This window comes from Flavobacterium sp. (assembly GCF_049318325.1).
In the GTDB taxonomy this organism is placed as follows: Bacteria; Bacteroidota; Bacteroidia; order Flavobacteriales; family Flavobacteriaceae; genus Flavobacterium.
In genome coordinates this window covers 1-14,164 of sequence record NZ_JBMOGQ010000008.1, presented here as the reverse complement: position 1 = coordinate 14,164, position 14,164 = coordinate 1, and the positions used below count along the sequence as shown (strand labels likewise).

Here is a 14,164-nt window from a genome sequence, read left to right as displayed (position 1 = left end):
TTGTTTGCGTTTAACCAAAAACTACAAACCAAAAAACCTAAACCTCTTTTTTATCTAAATAAATTTTTATCAAATACCATCCTGATGGCATCAGCGTGACGTCTTCTATCTCGAATGTGACTTCCTGCTGCTGGTGCGGCATAGGCTTTAAGCGAAGCCAATCTCCATTTTACTAAATCGAAATTCATCAACATATAGCTGTAAGCTCCCATATTCTTGGGTTCTTCCTGTGCCCAAACAAAATCATCAGCATTTGGATACCCTTTAATTATTTCCTTCAATTGCTCTGTTGGCAACGGAAATAATTGCTCGATACGAACCAAAGCTACATCATTTCTGCCTAAATTTTCTCTTTCGGCAAGAATGTCGTAAAAGAATTTTCCAGTGCAGAAAACTACTGTTTTTACTTTTTTCTTGTCGACCGATTTATCATCAATGGTTTCTTGGAAACTGCCATTATACAATTCCTCACGAGTTGAAACACAAAGCGGATGACGTAACAAACTTTTTGGCGTAAACACAACTAATGGTTTACGATATTTTGTTTTCATTTGGCGACGCAACAAGTGGAAGAAATTGGCGGGTGTGGTACAATCGGCTACAAACATATTGTGTCGTGCACAAAGTTGAAGGTATCTTTCCATACGTGCCGAAGAGTGTTCTGCACCTTGCCCTTCGTATCCGTGGGGTAACAATAAAACAATTCCGTTTTGATTATTCCATTTGTCTTCTCCACATGATATGTATTGGTCTATCATGATTTGAGCTCCGTTTGAGAAATCACCAAATTGAGCTTCCCATATAGTTAATGCATTTGGATTAGCTAAGGCATAACCATAATCAAAACCTAAAACACCATATTCAGAAAGGAAAGAGTTGAAAACATTGAATTTTCCTTTTTTACCTTTTACAGTATTTAATAACACTACTTCCTCCTCGCTATCTTCTACTTTTACAACGGCGTGACGGTGAGAAAAAGTACCTCTTTCTACATCTTGCCCTGAAATACGAATGTCATATCCTTCGGTTAATAATGCTCCGTATGCCAAGGTTTCAGCTGTTCCCCAATCGATAGCATCATTGTCATACATGGTTTTTCTATCGGTAACAATTTTAGAAATTTTGCTGATAAATTTTTTATCTGATGGCAAAGTAGCAACTGAAACGATGATTTCATCTAAACTTTTTTTATCAAAAGTAGTATCTACTTTTTTCAACATTTCATCATCTGAAACCTGAACATAACCTTCCCATTCGTCTTGCAAAAACGGTTTGATAATGGTCAAATCTTTTTTACGCGACGCTTGCAGATTTTCATCTAAGTAGTCTTTGTATTCGTTTTCTATTTTAGTTAGATATGCGGCATCAACAATTCCAGCCGATATTAATTTCTCTGCATAAATATCTCTTGGATTTCTATGTTTAGCAATCAGTTTATATAAAACAGGCTGGGTGAAACGAGGTTCATCACCTTCATTGTGACCATATTTTCTGTAGCCTAACAAATCGATAAACACATCGCGCCCAAACTGCATTCTGAAATCTAATGCAAAAAGCATGGCGTGAACAACTGCTTCGGCATCATCTGAATTTACATGAAGTACTGGCGATAATGTTACTTTAGCCACATCAGTACAATACGTTGACGAACGCGCATCTAAATAATTGGTTGTAAATCCAACTTGATTGTTAATTACTATATGGATTGTACCGCCAGTTTTGTATCCTTCTAGTTGCGCCATTTGCACAATTTCGTATACAATTCCTTGTCCGGCTACTGCGGCATCACCGTGAACGGCAATTGGTAATACTTTTGAGTAATCGTCCGGGAAATATTTGTCTTGTTTGGCACGAGTAATCCCTTCTATAACTGCTCCAACCGTTTCTAAGTGTGAAGGATTTGGCGCCAAATTAATATTGATTTTTTTACCTGATTTGGTTTTTCGTTCAGAGGTCAAACCTAAATGGTATTTAACGTCACCGTCAAAATATTCTTTATCGTAATCTTTTCCGTCAAATTCGGAGAAAATATCTTGTGTAGCTTTCCCGAAAATATTGGCAAGGATATTTAACCTTCCTCTATGAGCCATTCCCATTACAAATTGCTCTACACCTTTTTCAGCTGCAGCATCAATCAAAGCGTCTAAGGCGGGAATAATACTTTCCCCTCCTTCCAGTGAGAAACGTTTTTGACCTACATATTTAGTATGTAAAAAGTTCTCAAAAGAAACAGCTTCGTTGAGCTTTCCTAAAATGTGTTTCTTTTGATCATTATTGAAATTTGGAAGGTTATCGTTAATGTTTATTCTATCTTGAACCCATTGGATTACCTCGGGATTTCTCATGTACATGTATTCGATGCCGATATGTTGGCAATACACGTTTTTCAAATGATTTAAAATTTCCTGTAGTGAAGAAGGCTTGTGTCCTAATACTTTAGCGGCATCAAAAATAGTGTTTAAATCGGCATTGGATAAACCAAAATTTTCTAAATCTAAATTGGGAGAATAAATTCTTCTATCACGAACTGGGTTGGTCTGTGTAAAAAGATGTCCACGTGTTCTATAACCATCAATTAGTTTTAACACATTGAATTCTTTTTGAATCTTATCCGAAACCTGACCATTTTGAGGAACATTAACAGCATAATTTGCTAATTCAGTGACAGCATTTTCTTCATTGTATGATGTCAATCCAAAGTCGAAACCTTGAAAAAAGGCTCTCCAACTTGGCTCTACGCTATCTGGATTTTGAAGGTATTGTTCATATAAATCGGCGAAAAATTCGGTATGTGCTGCGTTTAAAAAGGAAAACCTATCCATAAAAAATAATTGAATATCCTGATTTGTTTAATAGTTTGGCAAAAGTACAATAAATGAAAGAAATTAATAATTATTTTAGATACTTTTATGCTTTTAAAACTCAAAGAAAACAAAAGATGAAACCTTCATTATACAATATTGGTTTTCTAGCATTACTATTTGTGTTTTCGACTTCAATTATTGCACAAGAGAAACCTTTACCAAAAGCCAAAACAAATGCTTTTTGGGAACGTGTAAATTTTGGTGGCGGTTTTGGGTTGTCTATTGGTAATAACTTCACCAACATTACTATTGCTCCAAGTGGTATTTATAATTTTAATGACTATTTTGCTTTAGGTACAGGTTTGCAATACAGCTATTTAAATGAAAAGAATTCCTATTCATCTAATGTTTTTGGAGCAAGTTTAATAGGATTATTTAGTCCGATAGAAGAAATTCAGCTTTCGCTGGAAGTGGAGCAAATAAATGTCAATAATAAATATATTGATTTAGGCGAACATTACTACCGTAATTTTTGGAATACTGGTTTGTTTGTCGGTGGCGGATATCGAGAAGGAGGAGTTACTGTTGGCGCGCGATTAAACCTGCTTTTCGATAGAAACAAAGACATCTATGGTAGCGCCTTTATGCCATTTGTGAGAGTGTTTTTTTAGTAGTGGTTCCGAAACCACACCTTCATCCATTCTCTTTTTAAAACCAAAAAGGCAATTTGCTCAGAGAGTTCAACGGTGTCGGATCCATCCAATTGTTTGATGTTTTCTTCAGGCACATCAATAATGTAAAGCAAATTGAGTAATTCAGCATATTTGTACTGAATAAGTCTGTAAATTTTTTCGTGCAACTGCACTTTGAGTTCTTGCGGAGTGGTACTTTGTGGAAAATCAACTGCTTCATTGGCAAAGTTGAAATCCTTATTAATTTGCTCAATCAATTTAGAATACAAGTTTTCTTTTTCGGCTTCCGAAAGTAATTCGTCTGTGGAATTTGGTGCTATAAACAAGTTTATTTAAGATTTAAGATTAACGATTTTGATTTAAAATTATGTCGTTGGTTTTGATTTAATATCCTTCCAAAATCATAATTCCTCAATCTTCAATCAACATTCTAGACATTTCTACTCATTAAATTTTCGGCAATAGCTTTCAGAATTGCTTTTTTATCATTGCCAATATTCATTTTTGCCAAAGTTTCTAACGCCTTGAAAGTATAATTCTCAATAGCTTTTTTTGTTTCCGCAGATGCTCCGGTTTGATTAAAAATGTCCTTAACAGAATTTATTTTATCTGTATTATTGCTTGATTGAAAAGAGAACAAATGCAGTAATTGTTCCTTTTCGTTTACTGATGCAAATTCCATTGCTTTCAAATACAAATACGTTTTTTTATTTTCGATAATATCGCCTCCTACCTGCTTGCCAAAGGTTTCAGGATTGCCAAATGCATCTAAATAATCGTCTTGTAATTGAAAGGCTAAACCCAAATTTAATCCGAAATCATAAATCAAGTTTTTGTTTTCTTGACTAGTTTCAGCCACAATTGCTCCCATCTTCATGGCGGCAGCAACTAAAACAGCTGTTTTATATTCAATCATTTTTAAATATTCAGGAATAGTAACATCATCTCGCGTTTCAAAATCAACGTCATACTGTTGTCCTTCGCAAACTTCAAGAGCTGTTTTACTGAAAAGCTTGGCTAATTCTTGAAATATTTTTGGTTCATAAGCTTCAAAATATTGATACGCTAATATAAGCATAGCATCTCCAGATAAAATTCCGGTGTTGATATTCCATTTTTCATGAACGGTTTCATTTCCTCTTCGCAAAGGAGCATCGTCCATAATATCATCATGAATCAGTGAGAAGTTATGAAATACCTCTACCGCTGTTGCTGCTGCCAATGCTTTTTGACAATCCACATCAAAAACTTCTGTAGCCATTAAGGTCAAAACAGGACGCAATCTTTTTCCACCAAGTGAAAGGATATATCGAATAGGCTCGTATAAATTATTAGGTTCTTTTTGATACTTTATAGAATCGAAATGTCTCGAAATTAAATCTTGATATTCGGAAATGATGCGCATGAAAAATATTTTTTACTTTGTACAATTCGACCTTCGGTCTCGGGTGGCTAATTTAAGTTATTCTTACCGCATTACAAAAGTGTCTTTTTTTTCTCAATGTTAAATTAGTGTTAACACTATGGAAACTATTTTGGTGTTAAAAGTTTCCAGTTTACATTTGCCACGAAAAATTAAGAATCCTGATTAAAGATTCTGTCATTTGCTTGCAACTATTATAAGTGAATACATCCCGCATAAATGAAATATAAAATTATTGAAAAAGCAACGGAGATGTTTTTGAAACTCGGTTTCAAAAGTGTAACTATGGATGATATTGCCAATGAAATGTGTATTTCAAAAAAAACCATTTATAAATATTTTGAAAATAAAGAAATCCTAATTTCAGAGGGAACAAGAGCCGTTCATGAAAAAATTCATGACACCATAAACACGATTGTATCAAAAAATTTCAATGCCATTCATGAAAATTTTGAAATTAGAAAAATGTTCAGAGAGATGTTTAATTCTTTTGACAATTCTCCTGTTTATCAGTTAAAAAAACACTATCCCGAAATTCACAATGAGTTTATTTGTAGAGAAGTAGATGAATGCAATGCTGTTTTTAGACAAAATATTGCTAAAGGCATTAAGGAAGGATTATATAGAGATAACATTGATATTGAATCAAGTGTTCGGTTTTATTATACTTTAATATTTAACATTAATGAAACTACAAAATCTGAAAAAGAAGTTTTTGAATTAGAATACCAGGCATTGGAATATCATACACGTGCCTTGGCAACACCTAAAGGAATTAAAGAATTAGAAAAACAATTAGAAAAACAATTAGAAGTAAATAAATAATGATCAATCTATGAAAAACAAACTAATAATAACTTTATTGATGCTTGTGAGTTTTTTACAATCCCAAGAAAAGAAAGAAAGCTATTCATTTAGTCTTCAACAAGCTATTGAGCATGCTTTGCAATACAATTATAGCATCATCAATGCCAATAGAGATGTTGAAGCCGCCAAAAAAAGAAAATGGGAAACCACCGCTTCGGGTTTACCCCAAATTAGTGGAAGCGTAGGATATCTAAATAATATCGATTTTACATTACAAGGTGTTTCTGGGAATGCTTTTAATCCAGCTGGCAATCCAGATGATATTAGTTTATTTGCTTTTGGCACCAAACAAACTATGAACTCTAATCTAACATTGAGTCAATTACTATTTGATGGTTCCTATATTGTAGCGCTTCAAGCATCAAAAACATATTTGAAATATTATGAAAATGCCAAGCAAAAAACCAATCTGGAAATAAGAGAAATGGTAATCAATGCTTATGGTAATGTGTTACTTGCTGAAGAAAGCGTTGCTATACTTGAAAAAAATAAAGCAACATTATCTAAAACTTTGTCCGACACTCAAGAAACATTTAATAATGGTTTGATTGAAGAGGAAAACGTTGAACAACTTCAAATTACTCTGTCTTCCATCAACAGTAATTTAAGCAATGTGAAAAGACTATTAGATATTGCCAACAAAATGCTGAAATTCTCTTTAGGTATTGAAATTAATTCTGAATTAAAACTGACCGATAAATTAGATAATTTGACAGCATCTAATTTAGATTTAGCATTAACTCAAAATAGTTTTGAGGTGTCTCAAAGTATTAATTATCAAATGGCATCAAATCTTCAAGAACAACGATCATTAGAATTAAAACTTCAAAAAAGTAAAGCCTTGCCTTCATTGGGAGCTGCGTTTAATTTTGGTTACAATTCGTTTGCCAATGAATTTGATTTTGCTAACGGCGATCAAAAATGGAATAGATTTTCCAATATTGGTGTTAGTTTAAATTTACCCATATTCAGTAGTTTAGGTAGAAGTGCCAAAACACAACAGGCTAAAATTGCTTTAGATCAGGCCAAAACACAACTTACTCAAATCGAACAACAATTAAAATTGGAATACGAAAAAGCAAAAAGCGATTATGATTTTAGCATTGAAGAATATGCAACTTCAAAAAGCAATTTAAACTTAGCCGAACGAATCGAGAAAAAACAACAAATCAAATTTAGAGAAGGCCTGTCTTCGAGTTTTGATTTCAGTGAAGCACAAAGACAATTGTATACTGCACAACAAAACTATCTTCAATCGATGGTTAACATCATAAATAAAAAAGCTTCTTTAGAAAAAATAGTAAATAAAAATTAACCTGATATATAATGAAAAAAATAGCCATAATCACCGTTTTAAGTTTTGTTCTTTTCGCTTGCGGAAATAAAGAAAATAATAAATCTATTGAAGATTTAATAGCAGACAAAAATGTTAAAGCACTAAACGAAAAGAAAACATCTCTTCAGGCCGAAATTGCAAAAATAGAAGCTGGTTTAGCAACATTGGATGTCAAAAAAGAAGAAGCTCTAGTAACAGTTGTAACAATAAAAGACACCATTTTCAACCATTACTTAGACATTCAAGGTAGTGTAGATACCAAAGAAAATATATTGATTCAACCGGAATTTAGTGGTACATTAACTTCGTTAACTGTTATAGCCGGACAACGTGTTGCTAAAGGTCAAATTTTAGGAAGAGTTGATGATGCAGGAATGAGTCAACAATTGGCTAGCGCCGAAAATCAATATAGTTTAGCAAAAACTACATTTGATAGACAAAAAAATCTTTGGGATAAAAAAATTGGTTCAGAAATTCAATTTTTGCAAGCGCAAACTCAAATGATATCTGCTCAAAAAGCAGTTGCTCAAATCAAAGCTCAATTATCAAAAACGGTTATTCGTGCTCCATTTTCTGGCACAATCGATGAAGTTTTTGCAGAAAAAGGACAAGTGGTTGCTCCTAGTCAGCAAGGCTTGATGCGAATTGTAAACCTTGGGAATATGTATGTTTCAACTTCGGTTCCAGAAAGCTATATTGGCAAACTAAAAGTGGGCGATCAAGTAGATGTGTACTTAACTTCTTTAAATAAAACCTATAAAGGTAAAGTACGTCAGGTTGGTAATTTTATAAATCCAAACAATCGAAGTTTTGGCATCGAAGTTAGCCTCCCTAATCCAGAGAATTTACTGCGTCCTAATCAAGTGGCAAAGTTGAAAATTGTAGATTATGTTAATAAAAATGCGATTGTAGTGCCTACAGCTGTGATTCAAGAAGATGGAACAGGTTCAAAATATGTTTATGTAGTAGAAGGTAGTAATGGAAAAACAGGGACAGCTAAAAAAGTCATCGTTGAAGTTGGAAAATCCTCGGATAATGTAACTGAAATTAAAAGCGGATTATCAGCAGATGATATAATAGTTACTGAAGGTGTTAACACCATTTCAAACGGAATGAAACTTAATTTCTAACAAAAGTAGACAGTTGTTGGTTGATAGTTAATGGCTTAAAAACCAATAACTAACAACCGACAACCGACAACCAACAACTTTAAAAACATGTCACATAAAAATAAAGAATTCGGAATATCAAGTTGGGCAATAGAGAATCGCGTAACTGTATACATATTTACCTTATTAGTTACCATTACAGGTCTTATTGCTTATGTAACTATGCCTCGTGAAGATTTTCCAGAAATCATAGAAAACAAAGTTTACATTTCATCTGTTTTTCCAGGTAATTCAGCCGAAGATGTAGAGAAATTAATCATCAAACCATTAGAGAAAGAATTCAAAAACATCAGTGGAGTTGAAAAAGTAACCGCTAGTTCCTTCCAAGACTACGGAATGATCATAGCCGAATTTTCGGATAAAGTTAGTATTGAAGAAGCCAAACTAAAAGTCAAAGACAAAGTTGATATCGTAAAAGCAGATACTGATTGGCCTAATTTGGATAACGGAAGTAAAGTGGAACCAAGCGTATTTGAATTGAACATTTCGGAAGAAGTACCCATTTTAAATATCCATTTAAAAGGAAATTACACTACGCAACAACTTAAAAAATACGGTGAAAGACTTCAAGATGATATCGAAGAAATCCCAGAAGTTAAAAAAGTAGAAATACTTGGAGTAGATGACAGAGAAGTAGAAATAGCCGTTGATATCTTCAAAATGACTGCAGCTCAAGTATCATTTGATGATATTCAAAATGCGGTAAAGTATGAAAACATGACGCTTTCGGGTGGTAATTTAATTTCACAAGGTTCGAGAAATAATATCCGAATTGTAGGAGAAATTAAAGATCCTAAAGAGCTCGAAAATGTAATTGTAAAACACAATGGTGGAACTGTTTACCTAAAAGATATTGCTACAGTTTCATTCAAAGAAAAAGAAAAAACCACCTATGCTCGTGAGAAAGGTAAAGAAGTGGTAATGCTTGACGTGAAGAAACGTTCTGGGCAAAATATGATATCTGCAATTGATCAAGTAAAAGAAAAACTAAAATTAGCGCACGAAAATTATTTGCCAAAAGATTTAGCCGTTGAACTAACCAACGATCAATCCGAACGAGTTGAGCATCAAGTAGATGAATTGTCCAATCACATCATCTTCGGAATTGTTTTGGTGATGATTGTATTGATGTTTACCATGGGATTGCGAAACTCTTTATTCGTTGGAGCAGCCATTCCGCTTTCGATGATGATTGCCTTTACCATTCTATCCATGTTTGGTTTAACATTAAACACTATGGTGCTTTTTGGATTGGTAATGGGATTAGGTTTATTGGTTGACGACGGAATAGTAGTTGTCGATAATGTCTTTGCCAATATGAAAAAGGGAATGCCGCGAGTACAAGCCTCTAAAATTGGTATTGGCGAAATTGCATGGCCTGTAATTTCATCAACGGCAACCACTTTAATGGCATTTTTACCTTTTGCTCTTTGGCCCGGAACTATGGGTAAATTTATGATTTACTTTCCTATAACATTGACGGTGACCTTAACTGCCTCTTTATTTGTGGCAATGGTTGTTAATGCTTCTATGACAGGCGGGTCAATGGATATAGAAGACAAAAATGTTACCTTAAAATCAGCGAAAAAATACACTTTAATATTCGCATTAATCGGAATTGCTTTTGTTATTATTGGAAATGTAAAAGACCTTAAATTCGCGCGTGGAATTGGACATTTTGCCTTAATTTCATTAGGGTTAATGTGGTTATACAAATGGAAACTGTTTCAATGGACTCAAGATTTTCAACATAGCTTTTTCCCTAGATTGGAAGAAAAATACAAACGTTTTTTACGTAAAATTTTGACTGGGAAAAATGCTTGGTTTGCACTTGGAGGTATTATCGGAATGTTATTTTTATCCATTTTCTTGTTAGGCCTTTTCCCAAGAAAAGTACTTTTCTTTCCAGACAATATCCCGAGACAAGTGATTACCTATATCGAATATCCTCAAGGAACCGATATTGAAAAAACCAACAAAGCAACTTTGTTTGTAGAAAAACAAGTTATCGATATCATGAAAAAATATATCGATCCAAAAACCAATAAAAACTTCTTAGCAGAAAGTATTGTTTCTCAGGTTGGTGTTGGAGCTGGTAATCCAAATGTAGATGCCGGTTCGGCAAACGAAACGCCTTTTAAAGGTAAAGTAACCGTTAACTTCTCTGAATTCAAGTTTAGACAAGGCATAAATACTTCTGATGTTTTAGATGAAATTAGAGCACGAGTAAAAGGAATTGCAGGTGCAACTGTAACCGTTGAAAAAGATGCTAATGGTCCACCGGCGGGTTATCCTATTAGTATTCAGTTAACTGGCTCAGATTATGATCAGATGCTACAAGAGGCAGACAAAATGATTGCTTTTATTAATGCTAAAAAAATTCCTGGAATTGAAAAGCTTAATGTTGATGTAAACAAACAAAGTCCAGAACTTGAAGTAAAAGTAGATCGAGTAAATGCTGGAAGTATAGGAGTTTCTACTGGTCAGTTAGGCTTTAACTTAAGACGTTCTGTTTATGGTCAGGAAATATCCACTTTCAAAGAAGGAGATGATGACTATAAAATTATGGTGCGTATGCAAGAAGATCAACGTAAAAACGAAAATGTATTATTCAATCAATCGTTGACTTATAGAAATCAAGCCAATGGGCAAATGATGCAAGTGCCTATTTCGGCTGTATCTGAAACCGAAAAAGTAAATACTTATAATCAAATCAAAAGAAAAAACTACAAGCGAGTAATGACTATTTATTCGAATGTGTTGACTGGTTATAATGGTGATGAAATTACTAAACAAATTGGCAGTGAATTAACAAATTATAAATTACCAAAAGGAGTTACCTATTCGTTTTCAGGTGTTCAAGAAGAGCAGGGCAAAAATCAAAGTTTCTTGATGTATGCTTTATTTCTAGCCATGGCTGGAATTACTCTCATCATTGTGCTTCAATTTAACTCCGTTTCTAAAACCATTGTAATTCTATTTACTGTTTTATTGAGTTTTAGTGGTGTATTCTATGGTTATGTAATTGCCAATATGGATTTCGTTATCTTAATGACCATGATGGGAATTATTTCCTTGGCGGGAATTGTGGTGAAAAACGGCATCGTTTTAATGGACTTCTTTGTATTATTGTTAGACAAAAAAGTAGCCGAAAAAGGTGTTGAAAGTCATAATGATTTAACCATTGAAGAAATTGAAGAGATAATTATTGAAAGTGGTAAAAACCGTCTTCGACCTGTACTATTAACCGCTTTAACTGCAGTTTTGGGTTTAATTCCATTAGCAATTGGTCTTAACTTTGACTTTTTTGGTTTAATAACCGATTTAAATCCTCACATTTATATGGGCGGAGATAATGTTATCTTCTGGTCGCCATTGGCATGGACTATCATTTTCGGATTAACCTATGCCACTATTTTAACTTTGATTATGGTACCAGTAATGTTCTTCTTAGTGAAGAGAACTAAATATTGGATCAGAGATAGAAAAGCATTGTAATATAGTGCTTCCATAAAAAAGGGGAATTCAATAATTGAATTCCCCTTTTTTATAAAATATAACTTCTTATTAATTTTTAGCTAATGCATCTTGTTTCCATGATTTAACATTTGCAACTCTGCTTTTTGAATAATCAACTTCACTTAGCGATTTGTCATTCCAAAAAAACCATTTGCCGGTTTTTTCACCATTAGCATAATCTCCAGTTGATTTTTTATTTCCATTAATATCATAAGCAACCCAAATTCCTTCTAATTTACCATCTTTAAAATGACCTTGTTGTTGGATTTGTCCATTATCATAGTAGTAAGTAGCTTTTACTAAGTTACCGTCTTGTTCTAAAACTGGTTTTTTTGCTTGTGCAAAAGTCAATGCTGAGATTGCTAAAGCGCCTAAAATCATAATCTTTTTCATAGTTGTAGGTTTTAAATGTTCATAATAACATAACAAATGTATATATTATTTTACATTATAAAAACTTTTTTTTAACAATTTAGTAACATTGGATGGAAATTTAACATTGCTCAAATGTTTAATAAACAAAAAAACCAAGCAAAAGCATGGTTTAATTTGTGTTTTGAGATTAGTTTATTTCAGTAATTCGTCCAGTTGTTCTAATAATTTTGGATTTGAAGGGCGTTTTGCATCGGCATCAACTACGACACCATTTGGATCAATTAAAATAAATCTAGGGATGGAATTAATTCCAAATGCCTTTATAAAATCAGAGTTCCAATTTTTATCTGCAAATAACTGAATACCTCCTAAAGCCTTTTCGGTCACAAAAGTTTTCCATTTGTCATGGTCTTTATCTGTATCTACTGATATGCTAACGAATTCAATATTTTTGCCATGATATTTCTCTTCCGCTTTTTTCAAATATGGAATTTCGGCTCTGCATGGTCCGCACCAAGTTGCCCAAACATCAATATACACATATTTCCCTTTCAAACTCTCTAGTGAAGTTTTTCCAGCTTTGTGATTTTCAAAGTCAAAATTTGGTGCATTAGTATTATTTAATTTTCTATTGCCTGCAATTTTAATATAATATTCTTGCAATCCCACAAGTCCCATTTCTATTCCTTTTTTAAAAGCATCAACAAAAAAAGGATTAAGACCTGCTTTTTCTAGTCTTTCAAAATCAGCTTTCTTTTTATCATCAATTTGTTTTTTAAAACTTTCTTCATCCGAAGCTAATAAATCTTCATAACCATACCTTTGATTCAACAATGCTTCTTGTGCCAAAAAATTATTTTCTTTTTCTCCTTTGCCTTTAAACTTTAGACTTTGATCAAAATTTGAGGCGTCGAGTGTCATTTTTAAATCAAATCCATTTTTTAAATACAATTGAGCATATTCAACACCATCAAACAATTGATAAATACCTTCTTTTACCGAAAAGGTAGCTTTGAAAATGCCTTTGGAATCTCCTTTAATTTCTTGTATTGTTTTTTGATTGTCTTTAATATAAATGATATCTCCATTTTTATTAGTGATTTCTGCTTGAAAAGTTATAGTTTCTTGAGCCGTTGCTAAAGCAGAAACAAATGCGATTAAAATAAAACTAACTATTTTCCTCATAATTGGTGTGTTAAATTTTTAAGATATCAAATATACTTGTTTTGCCAATTCAAAAATTAAAGATTGACTTAAATTTGATTTGTCACTTCGACCATTTAATTGGTTTAAGTTTTTTACTTTTGCACCCTAGACCGAAGGTCGAACTGTTATTTATAAAAAAATTTATTCCAATGTACAGAAGTCATAATAATGGCGAATTAAACGCTACACATATTAATAAAGAAGTAACCCTTGCGGGTTGGGTTCAAAAATCGCGTGACAAAGGGTTTCTGATTTGGGTTGATTTACGCGATCGTTATGGAATTACTCAGTTAATTTTTGACGAACAAAGAACCGATAAATCCGTTTTTGATAAAGCAAAATCGCTAGGTAGAGAATTCGTAATTCAGGTAAAAGGAACTGTTATTGAGCGTGAATCCAAAAATGCCAACATGACTACTGGCGATGTTGAAATTCTGGTTTCTGAATTAAATATTCTAAATACTGCATTAACTCCTCCTTTCACTATTGAAGACGAAACCGACGGTGGCGAAGACATCCGAATGAAATATCGTTACCTGGATATTCGTAGAAATCCAGTTAAAAATTCGTTGCTTTTCCGTCACAAAGTGGCAATGGAAGTTCGTAAATATTTATCTGATTTGGATTTTTGTGAAGTGGAAACTCCGTATTTAATTAAATCTACGCCGGAAGGCGCTCGTGATTTTGTAGTGCCGAGCCGAATGAATCAAGGTCAATTTTATGCGTTACCACAATCGCCTCAAACCTTCAAACAATTGTTGATGGTTGGTGGA

At 33.3% G+C, this 14,164-nt stretch carries 11 protein-coding genes; 6 read left to right on the top strand and 5 right to left on the bottom strand.

Annotated features, from left to right (window positions below; all coding sequences use genetic code 11):
- Positions 1 to 50: 50 nt before the first annotated feature.
- Complete coding sequence (locus ACOYLP_RS01775) at positions 51 to 2,822, bottom strand: 2-oxoglutarate dehydrogenase E1 component (protein ID WP_422854459.1); 2,772 nt, start codon at positions 2,820 to 2,822, stop codon at positions 51 to 53.
- Positions 2,823 to 2,875: 53 nt separating this feature from the next.
- On the opposite strand from ACOYLP_RS01775, the gene ACOYLP_RS01770 reads away from it, so the two are divergent.
- A complete protein-coding gene (locus ACOYLP_RS01770; RefSeq protein WP_422854458.1) occupies positions 2,876 to 3,475 on the top strand; it encodes a hypothetical protein in 600 nt (199 codons plus the stop codon).
- On the opposite strand, the gene ACOYLP_RS01765 is transcribed toward ACOYLP_RS01770, so the two are convergent.
- Positions 3,472 to 3,822, bottom strand: a complete 351-nt coding sequence (locus tag ACOYLP_RS01765) for a hypothetical protein (RefSeq protein WP_422854457.1) — start codon at positions 3,820 to 3,822, stop codon at positions 3,472 to 3,474. The genes ACOYLP_RS01770 and ACOYLP_RS01765 overlap by 4 nt on opposite strands.
- Positions 3,823 to 3,926: 104 nt before the next feature.
- On the bottom strand, positions 3,927 to 4,901 hold the full coding sequence (locus ACOYLP_RS01760; RefSeq protein ID WP_422854456.1) for a polyprenyl synthetase family protein: 975 nt from the start codon (positions 4,899 to 4,901) through the stop codon (positions 3,927 to 3,929).
- A gap of 237 nt (positions 4,902 to 5,138) precedes the next feature.
- Here ACOYLP_RS01760 and ACOYLP_RS01755 point away from each other — a divergent pair, with 237 nt between their 5' ends.
- From ACOYLP_RS01755 to ACOYLP_RS01740, 4 genes are all read left to right on the top strand, one after another.
- Complete coding sequence (locus ACOYLP_RS01755; RefSeq protein WP_422854455.1) at positions 5,139 to 5,744, top strand: TetR/AcrR family transcriptional regulator; 606 nt, start codon at positions 5,139 to 5,141, stop codon at positions 5,742 to 5,744.
- 10 nt (positions 5,745 to 5,754) lie between these two features.
- Complete coding sequence (locus ACOYLP_RS01750) at positions 5,755 to 7,101, top strand: TolC family protein (RefSeq protein WP_422854454.1); 1,347 nt, start codon at positions 5,755 to 5,757, stop codon at positions 7,099 to 7,101.
- Positions 7,102 to 7,112: 11 nt separating this feature from the next.
- Positions 7,113 to 8,252, top strand: coding sequence for an efflux RND transporter periplasmic adaptor subunit (locus ACOYLP_RS01745; RefSeq protein ID WP_422854453.1), 1,140 nt, complete (start codon positions 7,113 to 7,115; stop codon positions 8,250 to 8,252).
- Between the two features lie 87 nt (positions 8,253 to 8,339).
- On the top strand, positions 8,340 to 11,789 hold the full coding sequence (locus ACOYLP_RS01740; RefSeq protein WP_422854452.1) for an efflux RND transporter permease subunit: 3,450 nt from the start codon (positions 8,340 to 8,342) through the stop codon (positions 11,787 to 11,789).
- Between the two features lie 69 nt (positions 11,790 to 11,858).
- On the opposite strand, the gene ACOYLP_RS01735 is transcribed toward ACOYLP_RS01740, so the two are convergent.
- Both ACOYLP_RS01735 and ACOYLP_RS01730 read right to left on the bottom strand, forming a co-directional pair.
- Positions 11,859 to 12,203 (bottom strand): toxin-antitoxin system YwqK family antitoxin, encoded by a 345-nt coding sequence (locus ACOYLP_RS01735; RefSeq protein ID WP_422854451.1) that lies wholly within the window; start codon positions 12,201 to 12,203, stop codon positions 11,859 to 11,861.
- A gap of 174 nt (positions 12,204 to 12,377) precedes the next feature.
- The gene (locus ACOYLP_RS01730; RefSeq protein WP_422854450.1) at positions 12,378 to 13,370 is read right to left on the bottom strand and encodes a TlpA family protein disulfide reductase; all 993 of its coding nucleotides are present in this window, start codon (positions 13,368 to 13,370) and stop codon (positions 12,378 to 12,380) included.
- A gap of 170 nt (positions 13,371 to 13,540) precedes the next feature.
- Between ACOYLP_RS01730 and ACOYLP_RS01725 the strand changes: the two genes are divergently transcribed.
- Positions 13,541 to 14,164, top strand: a 624-nt coding sequence (locus ACOYLP_RS01725) for an amino acid--tRNA ligase-related protein (RefSeq protein WP_422854449.1), incomplete at its 3' end; no start/stop codon positions are given.